Origin of the sequence: Pseudomonas sp. D3-27, from assembly GCF_051132165.1 — a bacterium.
Taxonomy (GTDB): domain Bacteria; phylum Pseudomonadota; class Gammaproteobacteria; order Pseudomonadales; family Pseudomonadaceae; genus Aquipseudomonas.
On the sequence record NZ_CP071667.1, the window covers coordinates 4007093 to 4024014 of the forward strand.

The following is a 16922-nucleotide window of genomic DNA, read 5'->3' on the forward strand; positions in this document are numbered from 1 at the left end:
TGCTTGTCTCATTTCTTCAAAATAAGAACGACCGCTTTGTGAGCGGCTGTTCTGGTTATAGCCAGGACGTGGGTTGAAGCCCACGCCCTCGCCTCTACGGGTACAGCGGTTCTACGGGTACAGCAGCTGAATCACACGCCGTTTTGCAGCAGCATGTTACGTACGTGACCGATGGCCTTAGTCGGGTTCAGGCCTTTCGGGCAGACGTTGACGCAGTTCATGATCCCGCGGCAGCGGAATACGCTGAACGGGTCATCCAGTGCGGCCAGACGCTCGGACGTCTTGGTGTCACGGCTGTCTGCCAGGAAGCGGTACGCTTGCAGCAAGGCGGCCGGGCCCAGGAATTTGTCCGGGTTCCACCAGAAGGATGGGCACGAGGTCGAGCAGCAAGCGCACAGGATGCACTCGTACAGACCGTCGAGCTTTTCACGCTCTTCAGGGGACTGCAGACGCTCGATGGCCGGAGCCGGCGTGTCGTTCTGCAGGAATGGCTTCACCTTCTCGTATTGCTTGTAGAAGATGCTCATATCGACGACCAGGTCACGGATGACCGGCAAACCTGGCAGCGGACGAACGATCAGCTTGTTGCCCTTGACCACGGCCGACAGCGGCGTGATGCAGGCCAAGCCGTTCTTGCCGTTGATGTTCATGCCATCGGAGCCACAAACGCCCTCGCGGCACGAGCGACGATAGGAAAAACCTTCGTCCTGCTCTTTGATCAAGGCCAGCACGTCCAGCACCATCAGGTCTTTACCACCGGTATCGACCTGGAAGTCCTGCATGAACGGCGCGGCGTCCTGATCAGGGTTGTAGCGATAAACACTGACTTGCAACATAGCGGTCACCCTTAATAAGTCCGGACTTTTGGTTCGAAAGTCGGAACAGTCTTCGGCGAGAAGTTCACGGCACGCTTGGCGACGCGTTTTTCACCTGGGAAGTACAAGGTGTGGCACAGCCAGTTTTCGTCGTCACGGTCTTCGAAGTCTTCGCGGGCGTGGGCACCACGGGACTCTTTGCGCACTTCTGCGGCGATGGCGGTGGCTTCGGCCACTTCCAGCAGGTTCTGCAGCTCCAGCGCTTCGATACGCGCAGTGTTGAACGCCTGCGACTTATCGTTGATCTTCACGTTGGCGATTCGTTCACGCAATTGTGCGAGCTGGGCAATACCCTTCTGCATGTACTCGCCGGTACGGAACACACCGAAGTAGTTCTGCATGCAGCTTTGCAGCTCGCGGCGCAGGGTGGCGACGTCTTCGCCTTCGGTGCGCTCGTTGAGGCCGGCCAGACGCTTGAGGGCCACGTCGATGTCGGTGTCGCTGGCGTCGCGGTATTCGATACCGTCGGTCAGCGCTTTTTCCAGGTGCAGGCCGGCAGCGCGGCCGAACACCACCAGGTCGAGCAGCGAGTTGCCGCCCAGGCGGTTGGCACCGTGTACCGATACGCAAGCCACTTCACCCACGGCGAACAAGCCAGGGATGATTTCGTCCACGCCTTCGGCGTTCTGAGTGATTGCCTGGCCATGAATGTTGGTGGCAACGCCGCCCATCATATAGTGGCACGTTGGAACCACCGGAACCGGCGCAACGACTGGGTCGACGTGAGCGAAGGTCTTCGACAGCTCGCAGATACCCGGCAGGCGGCTGTGCAGCACTTCCTCGCCAAGGTGGTCGAGCTTGAGCATCACGTGGTCGCCATTCGGGCCACAGCCGTTGCCGGCGATGATCTCTTTAACCATCGAACGAGCCACGACGTCGCGACCAGCAAGGTCCTTGGCGTTCGGAGCATAACGCTCCATGAAACGCTCGCCGTGCTTGTTGATCAGGTAACCGCCTTCACCACGGCAGCCTTCGGTGACCAGTACACCAGCGCCGGCGATGCCGGTCGGGTGGAACTGCCACATTTCGATGTCTTGCACCGGCACGCCAGCACGCAGGGCCATGCCAACGCCGTCACCGGTGTTGATCAGAGCGTTGGTGGTGGAGGCGTAGATACGGCCTGCACCGCCGGTCGCCAATACGGTGGCTTTCGAGCGGATGTAAGTGGTTTCGCCGGTTTCGATGCAGATCGCGATCACACCGACGAACGCGCCGTCCTGGTTTTTCACCAGGTCAACGGCGTAGTACTCGTTCAGGAACGTGGTGCCGGCTTTCAGGTTGCCCTGATAAAGGGTGTGCAGCAGAGCGTGACCGGTACGGTCGGACGCCGCGCAAGTACGCGCAGCCTGGCCGCCCTTGCCGTAGTCCTTGGACTGGCCACCGAACGGACGCTGGTAGATGCGGCCGGTTTCGGTACGCGAGAACGGCAGGCCCATGTGGTCCAGCTCGAACACAGCGGCCGGGCCTTCTTGACACATATATTCGATAGCGTCCTGGTCACCGATGTAGTCGGAACCCTTGACGGTATCGTACATGTGCCAGCGCCAGTCATCGTTCGGGTCGGCCGAAGCGATGGCGCAGGTGATGCCACCCTGGGCGGACACGGTATGCGAACGGGTCGGGAAAACCTTGGTGATCACGGCAGTCTTGTGACCGCCCTGTGCCAGTTGCAGCGCAGCGCGCATGCCGGCACCGCCACCACCAATGATGATGGCGTCGAAAGAAATCGTTGGAATGTTAGCCATGAATCAGATACCCCAGAGAATCTGCACACCCCAGACGAAGTAAGCGAACATCGCAACGCCGCATACTGCCTGGAAGAGGAAACGTACGGCAGTCGCCGACTTGCCGAACGCCATCTGCGTCAGGTAGTCGGTCGCGATGGTCCACATGCCGACCCAGGCGTGGGCGCCCAGTGCGACAAGTGCCAGCAGACTGAAGATACGCATCCAGTTGTTTGCAAACAGTTCATGCCATTGGGCGTAGCCCAGGCCGGGGTTGGCGACTACATATCCAATCAGAAAGATGAAATAAGCCGCGAGAACGACCGCAGACACACGCTGCGCCATCCAGTCATACAGGCCAGAACGCGAGAGGTTCGTGACGTTGGTTACCATATCCAGACTCCTGCCAGAACGATTACCACCACCGAAACGGCGATAACGATTTTCGAGCCCAGCTTGCCGCCTTCCAGCGTCTCACCGATGCCCATGTCCATGATCAAGTGGCGCACACCGGCGACCAAGTGATACAGCAAGGCGGACAGGATGCCCCAAATCACTAGCTTGGCTAGCGGACTGGTCAGACACGCTTTCACCTGACCGAAGCCTTCTTCCGAATCGAGCGACTTGTCCAATGCATAAAGCATGATGGCCAGGCTGACGAAGAGGATGACACCGGAAATACGGTGAAGAATGGACGTGTAAGCAGTGACTGGGAGTTTGATGGTCCTTAGGTCTAGGTTTACAGGTCGTTGGCTTTTCACGGCTTTTTTTTCACACTGAAGAGCCCCTAACAATCAGGGCAAAGTTGTTGGGGCGCGCACTGGTCAGGTACTCACCACCCAGGGAGTGACGACCCCCAAGAAAGCAGGCCCAAAAGCCCCTGGCGGTCGGTGGCCGAGTATAGACAGTTAGGCTACTAATGACAACGCGTTCACCTTCCCCTAATAGCGCATTGCACATATGAGGCAAAAGGCGTAAACGGCAGGCAATTTCGCGGAAAAAGTCCGGTTAAAGCCTTCTGGAGCAAGACTTTAGGCAAATTGACATTCGGATTTATCTCACTATAGTGGTGCGGGCCCTGCGTGGGGGGTCTGTCTGATGATTCCAAGCATTAATAGGAGGCCACATGGCTGACAAAAAAGCGCAGTTGATCATCGAGGGCGCAGCCCCCGTCGAGCTGCCCATTTTAACCGGCACCGTTGGTCCCGATGTAATCGACGTACGGGGCCTGACGGCCACGGGCCGTTTCACCTTTGACCCAGGTTTCATGTCGACCGCCTCGTGCGAATCGAAAATCACCTATATCGACGGCGACAACGGCATCCTGCTGCACCGCGGCTACCCGATCGAGCAACTGGCTGAAAAATCGGACTACCTGGAAACCTGCTACCTGCTGCTCAACGGCGAATTGCCGACCGCAGAGCAAAAGGCCCAGTTCGTCAGCACCGTGAAGAACCACACCATGGTTCATGAACAGTTGAAGACCTTCTTCAACGGCTTCCGTCGCGATGCCCACCCGATGGCCGTCATGTGCGGCGTTGTCGGTGCCCTCTCGGCCTTCTACCACGACTCCCTGGACATCAATAACCCCCAGCATCGCGAAATCTCCGCGATCCGCCTGGTGGCGAAGATGCCGACCCTGGCAGCCATGGTCTACAAGTACTCCATGGGCCAGCCCATGATGTACCCGCGCAACGACCTGACCTATGCAGAGAACTTCCTGCATATGATGTTCAACACCCCGTGCGAGATCAAACCGATCAGCCCGGTGCTCGCCAAGGCCATGGACCGGATCTTCATCCTCCACGCCGACCACGAGCAGAACGCCTCCACGTCCACCGTGCGCCTGGCCGGTTCGTCGGGTGCCAACCCGTTCGCCTGTATCGCCGCCGGTATCGCCGCGCTCTGGGGCCCTGCCCACGGCGGTGCCAACGAAGCGGTACTGACCATGCTCGATGAAATCGGCGATGTCTCCAACATCGACAAGTTCATCGCCAAGGCCAAGGACAAGAACGACCCGTTCAAGCTGATGGGCTTCGGTCACCGGGTCTACAAGAACCGCGACCCACGCGCCACCGTCATGAAGCAGACCTGCGACGAAGTGCTCAAGGAACTGGGGATCAAGAACGATCCGCAACTCGAACTGGCCATGCGCCTGGAAGAGATCGCCCTGACCGACCCGTACTTCATCGAGCGCTCGCTGTACCCGAACGTCGACTTCTACTCGGGGATCATCCTCAAGGCTATCGGCATTCCAACCAGCATGTTCACCGTGATCTTCGCCCTGGCGCGGACCGTGGGCTGGATCTCTCACTGGAAGGAAATGCTCTCCAGCCCGTACAAGATCGGCCGCCCACGCCAGCTGTACACCGGCTACGAGTCGCGTGACATCACCAAGCTGGAAGACCGCAAGTAAGACCTGCCTTGCGATAGGTCCCAAGCTGCACTGAAACAGCCCCCGCTTCTTATATAAGAGCGGGGGCTGTTTTGTTTATGCCTCTTTTAATCTGATCCGGTAACTGCATTGGCAGACCCGGCGCCATCGCGAGCAAGCTCGCTCTCATAGGATGAACGTGCTCCAGTGTGGGAGCGAGCTTGCTCGCGATGGGGGCAGGCCTGCCTTCCATAAACCTTACACAAAAAAATACCCCAGCCTCTCGACCGGGGTATTTCTTCAAGCACTTACCTCTGCATCAGTGGTTCACCGCCCCACTCGCCCCCAGGCCAGTCTGCGAACGCACGAACTGCGGAAAGAACAGCGCCCGCTCGTTGACGCCTTCGGCCGACTTGTCGGTCACGGAGAAGAACCAGATGCCAACGAACGCGATGATCATCGAGAACAGCGCAGGGTATTCGTACGGGAAGATCGCCTTCTCGTGACCCATGATCTGTACCCAGATGGTCGGGCCGAGCACCATCAGGCCCACGGCACTGATCAGGCCCAGCCAGCCACCGACCATGGCGCCACGGGTGGTCAGCTTCTTCCAGTACATCGAAAGCAGCAGCACCGGGAAGTTGCAGCTTGCCGCGATGGAGAACGCCAGGCCCACCATGAACGCGATGTTTTGCTTCTCGAACAGGATGCCCAGGCCGATCGCCAGCACTGCCAGGGCAATGGTGGTGATCTTCGAGACGCGAATCTCGTCCTTCTCGTTGGCCTTGCCCTTCTTGATCACGCTGGCATACAGGTCATGGGACACCGCCGAAGCACCGGCCAGGGTCAGGCCCGCTACCACCGCCAGGATGGTCGCGAACGCCACCGCCGAGATGAAGCCCAGGAAGATGCTGCCGCCAACCGCGTTGGACAGGTGCACCGCCGCCATGTTGTTGCCGCCCAGCAAGGCACCCGCCGCGTCCTTGAAGGCCGGGTTGGTGCTGACCAGCAGGATCGCGCCGAAGCCGATGATGAAGGTCAGGATGTAGAAGTAGCCGATGAAGCCAGTGGCATACAGCACGCTCTTGCGAGCTTCCTTGGCGTCGCTCACGGTGAAGAAGCGCATCAGGATGTGTGGCAGGCCAGCGGTACCGAACATCAGCGCCAGGCCAAGGGAGAAGGCCGAGATCGGATCCTTCACCAAGCCGCCGGGGCTCATGATCGCCTCGCCTTTAGGGTGAACCTTGACCGCTTCGGCGAAGAGCATGTTGAAATCGAAGTTGACGTGCTTCATCACCATCAGGGCCATGAACGACGCACCCGACAGCAACAGCACCGCCTTGATGATCTGCACCCAGGTCGTCGCCAGCATGCCGCCGAACAGTACATAGAGGCACATCAGGATGCCGACCAGGATCACCGCAACGTGGTAGTCCAGGCCGAACAGCAGCTGGATCAGCTTGCCGGCACCGACCATTTGCGCGATCAGGTAGAACGCCACCACCACCAGCGAGCCGCTGGCGGACAAGGTGCGGATCTGGGTTTGCCCGAGGCGATAGGACGCCACGTCGGCAAAGGTGTATTTACCCAGGTTACGCAGGCGCTCGGCGATCAGGAACAGGATGATTGGCCAGCCCACCAGGAAGCCGATGGAGTAGATCAGGCCATCGTAGCCGGAGGTGAATACCAGCGCGGAAATCCCAAGGAAGGACGCCGCCGACATGTAGTCGCCCGCAATCGCCAGGCCGTTCTGAAAGCCGGTGATCTTGCCGCCGGCCGCATAGTAGTCGGCCGCCGAGTTGTTTTTCTTGGAAGCCCAGTAGGTGATGTACAGGGTCGCGCCCACGAAGGCCACGAACATCAAGATAGCCGGGACGTTGAGGGGTTGTCTCTGCACGGCGCCGGTCAGGGCGTCAGCCGCCCAGGCACCCGGTGCAAATGCTGCAATGCTGAAAAGAGCCAGTAGACGCCGGATCATTGCTGAGCCTCCTTGAGAATCGCATTGTTCAGGTCGTCGAATTCGCCGTTGGCGCGTCGCACGTAGATGCCGGTCAGAACGAAGGCCGACAGAATCAAGCCAATCCCGATAGGGATACCCCAGGTGATGGTCGACTCGGGCGACATCTTGGCCCCGAGAATATGCGGCCCATAGGCGATCAGAAGAATGAAGCCGGAATACAGCCCTAGCATGATCGCCGAGAGAATCCAGGCGAACTTCTCTCGCTTTTTCACCAGCTCCTTGAAGCGCGGGCTGTTTTGAATCGAGAGGTAAATGCTGTCGTTCATTGTTTTTATCCTCGCAGCACAGATTTATTTGGTACCGCTCTACTCTATGCGGCTGAAGGCCAGATTCCAGACGACCTTAGTATTAGAACGACATGACGGTTGCGCCAGTTTTCCGCACATTTCCATACTCACCCTCCTGTGGGAGTGAGCTTGCTCGCGATAGCGGTGTGTCTGCTTGCATCTCTGTTGAATGTTGCGTCGTCATCGCGAGCAAGCTCGCTCCCACAGTGTTTTGAGGAGAATCCAGGAATCGCGGGCACAAAAAAGCCGCATGACACAACGTCATGCGGCTTTTGGAACAGTCAAACCAGGCCGATTACTTGCCGGTCCACTCCTTCACGCGGTCCGGGTGCTTGGCGACCCAATCCTTGGCGGCGGCGTCCGGCTTGGCGCCTTCCTGGATTGCCAGCATGACTTCGCCGATTTCGTCTTTCGAGGCCCACTGGAACTTCTTCAGGAATTCGGCCACTTCTGGCGCCTTGGTGCCCAATTCCTTGCTGCCGATGCTGTTCACGGTTTCAGCCGCGCCGTAGACGCCTTTCGGGTCGTCCAGGAAGCGCAGTTTCCACTTGGCGAACATCCAGTGCGGCACCCAACCGGTGACGGCGATGGACTCGTTCTTTTTCTCGGCACGGGTCAGCTCGGCGATCATGCCGGCGCCGGAACTGGCCTTGAGTTGATAGCCGGTCAGGTCGTAGTCCTTGATGGCCTGGTCGGTCTTGAGCATTACGCCTGAACCGGCGTCGATGCCAACGATGCGCTTCTTGAAGGAGTCATCGGTCTTCAGGTCTTCGAGCGACTTGGCCTTGACATACTCCGGTACGATCAGGCCGATCTTCGCGTCCTTGAAGTTGGGACCGTAGTCGACGACCTGGTCTTTGTTCTTCGTCCAGTAATCGCCATGGGTCACGGGCAGCCAGGCCGACAGCATCGCATCGAGCTTGCCGGTGGCAACGCCCTGCCACATGATCCCGGTCGCGACAGCCTGCAACTTCACATCGTAGCCAAGTTTTTGCTTGATCACTTCGGCGGCCACGTGAGTGGTCGCAACGCTGTCGGACCAACCGTCAACGTAGCCAATGCTCAGGGTTTTGGTTTCGGCGCTGGCCAAGGTGGAGCTGATCGCCAGTACCAGTGCGGCACCTGCGCCCAAGAGTCGTCGCATCTTCATCGTTACTTCCCCGAAAGTGCTGCGCCCGGCGGATGCCGAGCGGCTTCAACGTATTGTTATGGTGCCCAGCGCCCCCATCACGCTCGCCTGCAAACCGCTCCGAACGCCAGTGGAGTACTGACCGACTGATCATCAACCTGCGCCGATCTGGAACCTGCTCTGTCTGCGACGCCGAAGCAGCGAGAAACGACATCAGAAAGCCAGCAACCCATCTAACCGGTTTAGCAGGGTCATTTTCGCCCAAACCTTGCATGCCAGTACCAGGAAGCTGGCGGCTCCACTAGCCGCCTCCACGCTCCAACGTGTATTGTCCCGCTACTGTCGCGCCTCGCACGCGCTTGTTTTGCAGCCGTCATGGCACTTGGCTTCACTTCGATGGTCATAGGCTGCGAACCTCATTCGGCACCTTCCTCTAAGGGATCCAGTCATGCTCCGTTCCTTGCGCTTCGCTGCCCTCCTCGGCGGCCTTATCCTGAGTGCGTCCGCGCTGGCGGTGGATGTCGACGCCGCCAGCTATGGCTACCCCCTGACCAACCCGTTCGAGGCGACGATCGCGACAACGCCGCCAGACCTTAGACCGGAACTGCCGCTGAACGAAGACATCGACCAGGCGGACTACAACGTCACCCTGCGCCCCGAACGGGAGTTCATCCTGCCGGACAATTTCTGGCCGGTGAAAAGCCTCACCTACCGCATGGCCACCCAGGACAAACCGGCGCCGCTGATCTTCCTGATCGCCGGCACCGGCGCGCGGTATGACAGCACGCTCAACGAATACCTCAAGCGCCTCTATTACAAGGCCGGTTACCACGTGGTGCAGCTGTCTTCGCCCACCAGCTTCGACTTCATGAGCGCCGCTTCGCGCTTCGCCACACCGGGCATCACCAAGGAAGATGCCGAAGACATGTATCGAGTGATGCAGGCCGTGCGCGCGCAAAATCCAAAAGTGCCCGTGACCGAGTACTACCTGACCGGCTACAGCCTCGGCGCACTGGACGCAGCGTTCGTCGCGCACCTGGACGAAACCCGACGCAGCTTCAACTTCAAGAAAGTGCTGCTGCTCAACCCACCGGTGAACCTCTATACCTCGATCACCAACCTGGACAAGCTGGTCCAGACCGAGGTCAAGGGCATCAACAGCACCACCACGTTCTATGAACTGGTCCTGAACAAGCTGACCCGCTACTTCCAGCAAAAAGGCTACATCGACCTCAACGATGCGCTGCTCTACGATTTTCAGCAGTCCAAGCAGCACTTGAGCAACGAGCAGATGGCGATGCTGATCGGCACGTCGTTCCGTTTCTCGGCGGCCGACATCGCCTTCACTTCGGATTTGATCAATCGTCGCGGCCTCATCACCCCGCCCAAGTTTCCGATCACCGAGAGCACCAGCCTGACGCCATTCCTCAAGCGCGCGCTGCAATGCGACTTCGATTGTTATCTCACCGAGCAGGTGATCCCGATGTGGCGAGCACGCACTGACGGCGGCAGCCTGCTGCAACTGGTTGACCAGGTCAGTCTCTATGCACTGAAGGATTACTTGCAGGCCAGCCCGAAGATCGCGGTCATGCACAACGCCGACGATGTGATCCTCGGCCCGGGTGACCTGGGCTTCCTGCGCAAGACCTTTGGTGATCGCCTGACGGTCTACCCGCTGGGCGGCCATTGCGGCAACCTTAACTATCGCGTCAACAGCGACGCCATGCTGGAGTTCTTCCGTGGCTAAATACCTCCTGCTGATCGCCGCGTTAATGAGCGCGGGCATGGTCCACGCCGATAACAGCAAGGCCGACGCGCCTGTGGTGGTGGACTCGGACGGCTTCAAGGAGCCGCTGACCAAACTCAAGTTCAACCCGGGCCTGGACCAACGGGAATTCGAACGCTCGACGCTCAACGCGCTGAACGTCTACGACCCATTGGAATCCTGGAACCGACGCGTCTACCACTTCAATTACCGCTTCGACCAGTGGGTGTTCCTGCCCGTGGTCGACGGCTATCGCTACATCACCCCAAGCTTTGTGCGCACCGGGGTCAGCAATTTCTTCAATAACCTGGGGGACGTGCCGAACCTGATGAACAGCCTGCTGCAATTCAAGGGCAAGCGTTCGATGGAAACCACGGCGCGGCTGCTACTCAACACCACCGTCGGCATCGCCGGCCTGTGGGACCCGGCCACCGCCATGGGCCTGCCGCGCCAGAGCGAAGACTTCGGCCAGACCCTTGGCTTCTACGGCGTACCGGGCGGCGCGTATTTCGTCCTGCCGATCTTCGGCCCTTCGAACCTGCGCGACACGTCGGGCTTGTTGGTGGACTACACGGCGGAATCGGCGATCAACTTCCTCAACGTCCCGGAGGTCAGCTCCAACCACCCGGAACTGTTGTTGCTGCGCGGCGTGGACAGGCGCTACCAGACGAGCTTCCGCTACGGCCAGCTGAATTCGCCGTTCGAGTATGAAAAGGTGCGGTACGTGTATACCGAGTCGCGGAAGTTGCAGATCGCCGAGTAACGTTCGGAGACCGCAAAACCACTGTGGGAGCGAGCTTGCTCGCGATAGCAGTCTGTCAGGCAACATTAATGTTGGATGTCAGACCGTCATCGCGAGCAAGCTCGCTCCCACAGTTGTAATGCGTTGGCAGACTCAGCCTTTCAGCGCTTTCCAGATTTTGCCCACGACGAGCACACCCGCCAACACCATCGCCCCCGCGACAATTCCCGCCACCGCATTGAGCAGCATTGGCACGATGAACCCGGCGCCACCGGCACTCGCGGCAACGCCTTCGATCCAGTGATGCACCGCCGGCACGCCATGGGTGAGGATGCCGCCGCCCACCAGGAACATCGCTGCCGTGCCGATCACCGACAGGCTTTTCATCATGTAAGGCGCTGCGCGCAGGATCGCCCCGCCAATGCTCTTGGCGGCCTGCCCTGGCTTCTGGGTCAGCCACAAGCCCAGGTCATCGAGCTTGACGATTCCCGCCACCAGGCCGTAGACGCCGACGGTCATGACAATGGCGATGCCCGACAGCACGATCACCTGCTGGGTCAACGGCGCATTGGCAACAGTGCCGAGAGTAATGGCGATGATCTCCGCCGAGAGGATGAAGTCGGTACGCACCGCGCCCTTGATCTTGTCCTTTTCGAAGGCGACCAGATCGACCGCTGGATCCGCCACCGCCTCGACCAGTTGCGCGTGCTCGGCCTGGTCCTCGGACTTGCTGTGAAGGAATTTGTGGGCGAGTTTTTCGAACCCTTCGAAACACAGGTAGGCGCCGCCGACCATCAACAACGGCGTCACCAGCCAAGGGACGAATGCACTGATGGCCAGCGCCGACGGCACCAGGATCAGCTTGTTGATAAAGGATCCCTTCGCCACCGCCCAGACCACTGGCAGCTCCCGCTCGGCACGCACGCCTGACACCTGCTGGGCATTGAGCGCCAGGTCATCGCCCAGCACGCCGGCGGTTTTCTTGGCGGCCATCTTGGTCATCAATGCCACATCGTCGAGCACGGTAGCGATGTCGTCGATCAAAACCAGCAAACTGCTTCCAGCCATGGGGGGCTCCTTGAACAAATAATGCTGCGAAGCATAGCGCGAGCCACGCATCCTAGGGGCATTCTTGAGCGTCGCGCGAGGCCGGTGCTACCATGCGCAACCGCCAGAACCGGCAAGGAAACCCAGGGTTTATGAGCACTATCCGCGAGCGCAACAAAGAACTGATCCTGCGTGCCGCCAGCGAAGAATTTGCCGACAAGGGCTTCGCCGCGACCAAAACCAGCGACATCGCGGCCAAGGCGGGCCTGCCCAAACCCAACGTCTACTACTATTTCAAGTCCAAGGAAAACCTCTATCGCGAGGTCCTGGAAAGCATCATCGAACCCATCCTCCAAGCCTCGACACCGTTCAACGCCGATGGCGAGCCGGGCGAAGTGCTGAGCCACTACATCCGCTCCAAGATCCGTATCTCACGCGACCTGCCCTTCGCCTCGAAAGTCTTCGCCAGCGAAATCATGCACGGCGCCCCGCACCTGAGCGCGGACCTGGTGGAACAGCTCAACGCCCAGGCCCGGCACAACATCGACTGCATCCAGACCTGGATCGACCGCGGCCAGATCGCCCCCCTCGACCCCAACCACCTGATGTTCAGCATCTGGGCCGCCACCCAGACCTACGCCGATTTCGACTGGCAGATCAGCGCCGTGACCGGCAAGGCCAAGCTGGATGAAGCGGATTACGAAGCGGCGGCGCAGACGATTATCCGGTTGGTTTTGAAGGGGTGTGAGCTGAACTGATAGACCGAGCTGCCCTCATCGCGAGCAAGCTCGCTCCCACACGGGATTTTCGGTATTCAGACTTTGTGTGACCAACATCAAGCCCTGTGGGAGCGAGCTTGCTCGCGATGAACGCAACTCGATTTCCAGTCAAAGCCAAATGGCATCCCAGAGCGGATAGTCACCAAGCCTTTTCACCAGCCCTGCCCGCAGCGGATTTGCGACCACATAACGGGCCATAATTATCAACTCTTCCTCCCGCCGCAGTGCCCGATCATGGTAGCCCGGCTGCCAAAGGCTGCCCCTGGACTCTGTGGCCCTGTTCACTGCCTGAGCACTCAAGGACTTGGTTTTTTGCATCAATTGCTGCAACGAGCTTTGCTGCAATTGAACCAGCCAATGGAAATGATCAGGCATGACGACCCCAAGCCAATGTCTTCGCCCATTTTTTATCCTGAGCGCACCGAAACTGTTTAACGACCAGTCGGCCTAAGGCAAAATTTTGGAAAACAGGCTTTCGTTCAGCGGTGTTAGTAGTCAGTAAATAGATTCGATTCAACTCACCGTAGCGACCGGTGCGCAAGCGATGTGAAGCAGGTAAACCAGGCATTCCTTGCCTCTCCAATGATCAAGTCACTAAAGGGTAGGCCAGCGTACGTTGAATGCCGGGCAAACTTTTAGCTGGATGTGTCTGCAGGATCGCCATCGCGAGCAAGCTCGCTCCCACACACGGGGTTTGCGGTGTTCAGACATCGCGTGTCCCAACATCAACCCTGCTCGCGATGGCGCCAGTCCATTCACCCCATCATCAAGCAACCATCCCGGCATCCGCTTTCAACGCCGAAGCCTCCACCGCCTTCACCGCCACCTGCTCGTCCACATCCGAAACATCCCCGCTGATTCCCATCGCCCCCAGCACCTTCCCGGCCTGATCCCTGATCAACACCCCGCCCGGGGCCGGCACGATGTTGCTTTGGCCCAAGCCATTCAAAGCGGCAAAGAACGCTGGGCGTTGCTGGGCGTCCTGGGCGAGAAGCCGCGAGCCTTTGCCCAGGGCGATGGCCCCCCAGGCCTTGCCGATGGCGATCTGCGGGCGAAGCAGGCTGGCGCCGTCTTCGCGTTGCAAGGCAACCAGGTGCCCGCCGCTGTCCAGGACCGCGACGGTCAGGGGTGCGGCGCTTATTTCACGACCGATGGCAAGGGCTTGCCCAGCCAGGTCGAGGGCGATTTTCAAAGTCAGAGCGCTCATGGGTGCTGTCCTTCTTTTGTCATGGGAAAGCCTCGGGCTTCACTTTGCAGCAAAACCGAACCCCACAAATAGAACACAACACGTTATGTTTTTGTATACAATAATTTTCGCAAACCCACCTTATTCATCGAATAGCCGTTATAAACCAGCTCGGCCGACGAATGAAACAGCTGCTTGAGGAAAGGGATTGACCTGCGCCATCCGCCGTGAATAAACTCTTAGCACAGCCACTTGTATACAATTACAAAACGTAAGAGGCACAAAATAATGAGCAAAATGAGAGCAATCGAAGCCGCCGTTCTGGTGATGCGCCGTGAAGGCGTGGACACCGCCTTCGGCATCCCGGGTGCTGCGATCAACCCGCTGTACTCCGCCCTGCAGAAGGTGGGTGGCATCGATCACGTCCTTGCTCGCCACGTTGAAGGTGCCTCGCACATGGCCGAGGGCTACACCCGGACCAAGGCCGGCAACATCGGCGTGTGCATCGGCACCTCGGGCCCGGCTGGTACGGACATGGTGACCGGCCTCTACAGCGCGTCGGCCGACTCGATTCCGATCCTGTGCATCACCGGACAAGCGCCCCGCGCCCGGATGCACAAGGAAGACTTCCAGGCTGTGGATATCACCAGCATCGTCAAGCCAGTGACCAAGTGGGCCACCACTGTTCTGGAACCCGGCCAGGTGCCGTATGCCTTCCAGAAGGCTTTTTATGAAATGCGCTCCGGCCGTCCCGGCCCGGTGCTGATCGACCTGCCGTTCGACGTACAGATGGCCGAGATCGAATTCGACATCGACGCCTACCAGCCGCTGCCCCTGGCCAAACCCGCGGCCAACCGCGTGCAGATCGAGAAAGCCCTGGCAATGCTCAATCAGGCCGAGCGCCCCTTGCTGGTGGCCGGTGGCGGCATCATCAACGCCGATGCCAGCGACCTCCTGGTGGAATTCGCCGAGCTGACCGGCATCCCGGTCATTCCTACGTTGATGGGCTGGGGCACCATCCCCGACGATCACCCGTTGATGGTCGGCATGGTCGGCCTGCAGACCTCGCATCGCTATGGCAACGCTACGTTGCTCAAATCTGACGTCGTGCTGGGCGTCGGCAACCGCTGGGCCAACCGTCACACCGGTTCGGTGGATGTCTACACCGAAGGCCGCACGTTCATTCACGTCGACATCGAACCCACCCAGATCGGCCGTGTATTCACCCCCGACCTGGGCATCGTCTCCGACGCCGCTTCGGCCCTGACCGTGTTTATCGAGGTGGCCCGTGAATGGCAAGCGGCCGGCAAGCTGAAGAACCGCACCGCCTGGCTGCAGGACTGCCAGCAACGCAAGGCCAGCCTGCAACGCAAGACCCACTTCGACAACGTGCCGGTCAAGCCGCAGCGTGTCTACGAGGAAATGAACCAGGTATTCGGCAAGGACACCTGCTACGTCAGCACCATCGGCCTGTCGCAGATCGCCGGGGCGCAGTTTCTTCACGTCTACAAGCCACGCCATTGGATCAACTGCGGCCAGGCCGGTCCCTTGGGCTGGACCATCCCAGCCGCCCTGGGAGTGGTCAAGGCCGATCCGAACCGCAAAGTCGTAGCGCTGTCGGGCGACTATGATTTCCAGTTCATGATCGAAGAATTGGCGGTGGGCGCGCAGTTCAAGCTGCCGTACATCCACGTCGTGGTGAACAATTCCTACCTGGGCTTGATCCGCCAGGCCCAGCGCGGTTTCGACATGGACTACTGCGTGCAGCTGTCGTTCGACAACCTCAATGCCCCGGAACTCAACGGCTATGGCGTTGACCACATCGCCGTCGCTGAAGGCCTGGGCTGCAAGGCTCTGCGAGTGTTCGAACCGTCTGGCATCCAGCCGGCACTGCGCAAGGCTCAGGAAATGATTGAGGAATTCAAGGTGCCGGTGATCGTCGAGATCATTCTGGAACGCGTGACCAACATTTCCATGGGCACCGAGATCAACGCCGTCAATGAATTTGAAGACCTGGCGCTGGTAGGCAACGATGCACCTACGGCCATCTCATTGCTCGACTGACCGAGTGGCCCCCTTGTGGGAGCGAGTAAGCTCGCTCCCACAAGGGGGCCTGCCAACTATCCACAGGAGACAACCATGCCGCGTTTCGCCGCCAACCTGTCCATGCTGTTCACCGAACAGGATTTTCTCGCCCGTTTCGAAGCGGCCGCCAAGGCCGGTTTCAGTGGAGTCGAATACCTGTTCCCCTACGATTACAGCTCTGCCGAACTCAAGGCCCTGCTCGACGCCAACGGCCTGACCCAGGTGCTGTTCAACCTGCCGGCTGGCAATTGGGCCGACGGTGAGCGCGGCATTGCTTGCCTGCCGGACCGAGTCGAAGAGTTCCGCGCCGGGGTCGACCTGGCAATCGCCTACGCAGAAGTGTTGGGCAATACCCAGGTCAATTGCCTGGCCGGGATTCGTCCACAGAAGTGCGACGAGGCACTGGCGGAAAAAACCTTCGTCGCCAATCTCAAATACGCCGCCGAAAAGCTGCAAGGCGAAGGCATTAAGTTGGTCATGGAAGCCATCAATACCCGCGACATCCCGGGCTTCTACCTGAACAACACGGCCCAGGCCCTGTCGATCCGCGAGCAGGTGGGCAGCGCCAATCTGTTCCTGCAGTACGACATCTACCACATGCAAATCATGGAAGGCGACCTGGCCAGGACGCTGTCGGCGCACCTGGGCGAGATCAACCATGTGCAATTGGCGGACAACCCGGGCCGCAACGAGCCGGGCACCGGCGAGATCAACTACCGCTTCCTGTTCGAACACCTGGATCGCATCGGCTACCAGGGTTGGATCGGCTGCGAATACAAGCCGCTGTCCACTACCGAAGCGGGACTGGGCTGGCTGAAAACCCATAACGCAATCTGACTGGCGAGAGCTCGTGTGGCGAGGGAGCTTGCTCCCGCTCGGCTGCGAAGCAGACGCATGTTTTTTCACCGA

At 59.4% G+C, this 16922-nt stretch carries 15 protein-coding genes and 1 pseudogene; 6 read left to right on the forward strand and 10 right to left on the reverse strand.

Annotation, left to right across the window (positions count from 1 at the left end):
• Positions 1-131 precede the first annotated feature (131 nt).
• Genes J3P92_RS18095 through sdhC form a run of 4 tightly spaced genes read right to left on the reverse strand, consistent with a single transcriptional unit; the run spans position 132 to position 3360 of the window.
• Positions 132-836 (reverse strand): succinate dehydrogenase iron-sulfur subunit, encoded by a 705-nt coding sequence (locus J3P92_RS18095; RefSeq protein WP_039594133.1) that lies wholly within the window; start codon positions 834-836, stop codon positions 132-134.
• An 11-nt stretch (positions 837-847) separates the two neighbouring features.
• Complete coding sequence (gene sdhA, locus J3P92_RS18100) at positions 848-2620, reverse strand: succinate dehydrogenase flavoprotein subunit (protein WP_039594132.1); 1773 nt, start codon at positions 2618-2620, stop codon at positions 848-850.
• A gap of 3 nt (positions 2621-2623) precedes the next feature.
• On the reverse strand, positions 2624-2992 hold the full coding sequence (gene sdhD, locus J3P92_RS18105; protein WP_003179222.1) for a succinate dehydrogenase, hydrophobic membrane anchor protein: 369 nt from the start codon (positions 2990-2992) through the stop codon (positions 2624-2626).
• Positions 2986-3360, reverse strand: a complete 375-nt coding sequence (gene sdhC, locus J3P92_RS18110; RefSeq protein ID WP_024780620.1) for a succinate dehydrogenase, cytochrome b556 subunit — start codon at positions 3358-3360, stop codon at positions 2986-2988. Before sdhC ends, sdhD begins: the two co-directional genes overlap by 7 nt.
• A gap of 365 nt (positions 3361-3725) precedes the next feature.
• Between sdhC and gltA the strand changes: the two genes are divergently transcribed.
• Positions 3726-5015, forward strand: a complete 1290-nt coding sequence (gene gltA / locus J3P92_RS18115) for a citrate synthase (protein WP_003172803.1) — start codon at positions 3726-3728, stop codon at positions 5013-5015.
• 277 nt (positions 5016-5292) lie between these two features.
• On the opposite strand, the gene J3P92_RS18120 is transcribed toward gltA, so the two are convergent.
• From J3P92_RS18120 to J3P92_RS18130, 3 genes are all read right to left on the reverse strand, one after another.
• Positions 5293-6951 carry a cation acetate symporter gene (locus J3P92_RS18120; RefSeq protein WP_434648595.1) on the reverse strand — a complete coding sequence of 553 codons (1659 nt, stop codon included), beginning with the start codon at positions 6949-6951 and terminating at the stop codon, positions 5293-5295.
• The gene (locus J3P92_RS18125; protein ID WP_420766938.1) at positions 6948-7259 is read right to left on the reverse strand and encodes a DUF485 domain-containing protein; all 312 of its coding nucleotides are present in this window, start codon (positions 7257-7259) and stop codon (positions 6948-6950) included. Before J3P92_RS18125 ends, J3P92_RS18120 begins: the two co-directional genes overlap by 4 nt.
• Positions 7260-7575: 316 nt before the next feature.
• Positions 7576-8430 (reverse strand): glycine betaine ABC transporter substrate-binding protein, encoded by an 855-nt coding sequence (locus J3P92_RS18130; RefSeq protein ID WP_420766939.1) that lies wholly within the window; start codon positions 8428-8430, stop codon positions 7576-7578.
• Between the two features lie 427 nt (positions 8431-8857).
• Here J3P92_RS18130 and J3P92_RS18135 point away from each other — a divergent pair, with 427 nt between their 5' ends.
• Together J3P92_RS18135 and J3P92_RS18140 are read left to right on the forward strand one after the other, a co-directional pair.
• Positions 8858-10156, forward strand: a complete 1299-nt coding sequence (locus J3P92_RS18135; RefSeq protein WP_420766940.1) for a serine/threonine protein kinase — start codon at positions 8858-8860, stop codon at positions 10154-10156.
• Entirely contained in the window at positions 10149-10937 is a 789-nt protein-coding gene (locus J3P92_RS18140; protein ID WP_434648597.1) for an MlaA family lipoprotein, read from the forward strand. The genes J3P92_RS18135 and J3P92_RS18140 overlap by 8 nt, the downstream gene beginning before the upstream one ends.
• A 132-nt stretch (positions 10938-11069) precedes the next feature.
• Here J3P92_RS18140 and J3P92_RS18145 read toward each other — a convergent pair whose 3' ends face one another.
• Entirely contained in the window at positions 11070-11984 is a 915-nt protein-coding gene (locus J3P92_RS18145) for a DUF808 domain-containing protein (RefSeq protein ID WP_434648599.1), read from the reverse strand.
• Between the two features lie 131 nt (positions 11985-12115).
• Between J3P92_RS18145 and J3P92_RS18150 the strand changes: the two genes are divergently transcribed.
• Complete coding sequence (locus J3P92_RS18150; protein WP_434648601.1) at positions 12116-12721, forward strand: TetR/AcrR family transcriptional regulator; 606 nt, start codon at positions 12116-12118, stop codon at positions 12719-12721.
• 129 nt (positions 12722-12850) lie between these two features.
• On the opposite strand, the pseudogene J3P92_RS18155 reads toward J3P92_RS18150, so the two are convergent.
• Both J3P92_RS18155 and J3P92_RS18160 read right to left on the reverse strand, forming a co-directional pair.
• Positions 12851-13310, reverse strand: a pseudogene (locus J3P92_RS18155) (REP-associated tyrosine transposase).
• Positions 13311-13508: 198 nt separating this feature from the next.
• A complete protein-coding gene (locus J3P92_RS18160) occupies positions 13509-13949 on the reverse strand; it encodes a GlcG/HbpS family heme-binding protein (RefSeq protein ID WP_420766945.1) in 441 nt (146 codons plus the stop codon).
• A 267-nt stretch (positions 13950-14216) separates the two neighbouring features.
• Here J3P92_RS18160 and gcl point away from each other — a divergent pair, with 267 nt between their 5' ends.
• Both gcl and hyi read left to right on the forward strand, forming a co-directional pair.
• Positions 14217-15992 (forward strand): glyoxylate carboligase, encoded by a 1776-nt coding sequence (gcl, locus tag J3P92_RS18165; RefSeq protein WP_434560083.1) that lies wholly within the window; start codon positions 14217-14219, stop codon positions 15990-15992.
• A gap of 75 nt (positions 15993-16067) precedes the next feature.
• The gene (hyi, locus tag J3P92_RS18170) at positions 16068-16850 is read left to right on the forward strand and encodes a hydroxypyruvate isomerase (RefSeq protein WP_434648603.1); all 783 of its coding nucleotides are present in this window, start codon (positions 16068-16070) and stop codon (positions 16848-16850) included.
• Positions 16851-16922: the final 72 nt, after the last annotated feature.

What these genes read in the sequence shown, in the direction of transcription:
- J3P92_RS18095 (WP_039594133.1), bottom strand. Translation starts at nt 836, where the DNA reads ATGTTGCAAGTCAGTGTTTATCGCTACAACCCTGATCAGGACGCCGCG.
- sdhA (WP_039594132.1), bottom strand. Translation starts at nt 2,620, where the DNA reads ATGGCTAACATTCCAACGATTTCTTTCGACGCCATCATCATTGGTGGT.
- sdhD (WP_003179222.1), bottom strand. Translation starts at nt 2,992, where the DNA reads ATGGTAACCAACGTCACGAACCTCTCGCGTTCTGGCCTGTATGACTGG.
- gltA (WP_003172803.1), top strand. Translation starts at nt 3,726, where the DNA reads ATGGCTGACAAAAAAGCGCAGTTGATCATCGAGGGCGCAGCCCCCGTC.
- J3P92_RS18120 (WP_434648595.1), bottom strand. Translation starts at nt 6,951, where the DNA reads ATGATCCGGCGTCTACTGGCTCTTTTCAGCATTGCAGCATTTGCACCG.
- J3P92_RS18125 (WP_420766938.1), bottom strand. Translation starts at nt 7,259, where the DNA reads ATGAACGACAGCATTTACCTCTCGATTCAAAACAGCCCGCGCTTCAAG.
- J3P92_RS18130 (WP_420766939.1), bottom strand. Translation starts at nt 8,430, where the DNA reads ATGAAGATGCGACGACTCTTGGGCGCAGGTGCCGCACTGGTACTGGCG.
- J3P92_RS18135 (WP_420766940.1), top strand. Translation starts at nt 8,858, where the DNA reads ATGCTCCGTTCCTTGCGCTTCGCTGCCCTCCTCGGCGGCCTTATCCTG.
- J3P92_RS18145 (WP_434648599.1), bottom strand. Translation starts at nt 11,984, where the DNA reads ATGGCTGGAAGCAGTTTGCTGGTTTTGATCGACGACATCGCTACCGTG.
- J3P92_RS18150 (WP_434648601.1), top strand. Translation starts at nt 12,116, where the DNA reads ATGAGCACTATCCGCGAGCGCAACAAAGAACTGATCCTGCGTGCCGCC.
- J3P92_RS18160 (WP_420766945.1), bottom strand. Translation starts at nt 13,949, where the DNA reads ATGAGCGCTCTGACTTTGAAAATCGCCCTCGACCTGGCTGGGCAAGCC.
- gcl (WP_434560083.1), top strand. Translation starts at nt 14,217, where the DNA reads ATGAGCAAAATGAGAGCAATCGAAGCCGCCGTTCTGGTGATGCGCCGT.
- hyi (WP_434648603.1), top strand. Translation starts at nt 16,068, where the DNA reads ATGCCGCGTTTCGCCGCCAACCTGTCCATGCTGTTCACCGAACAGGAT.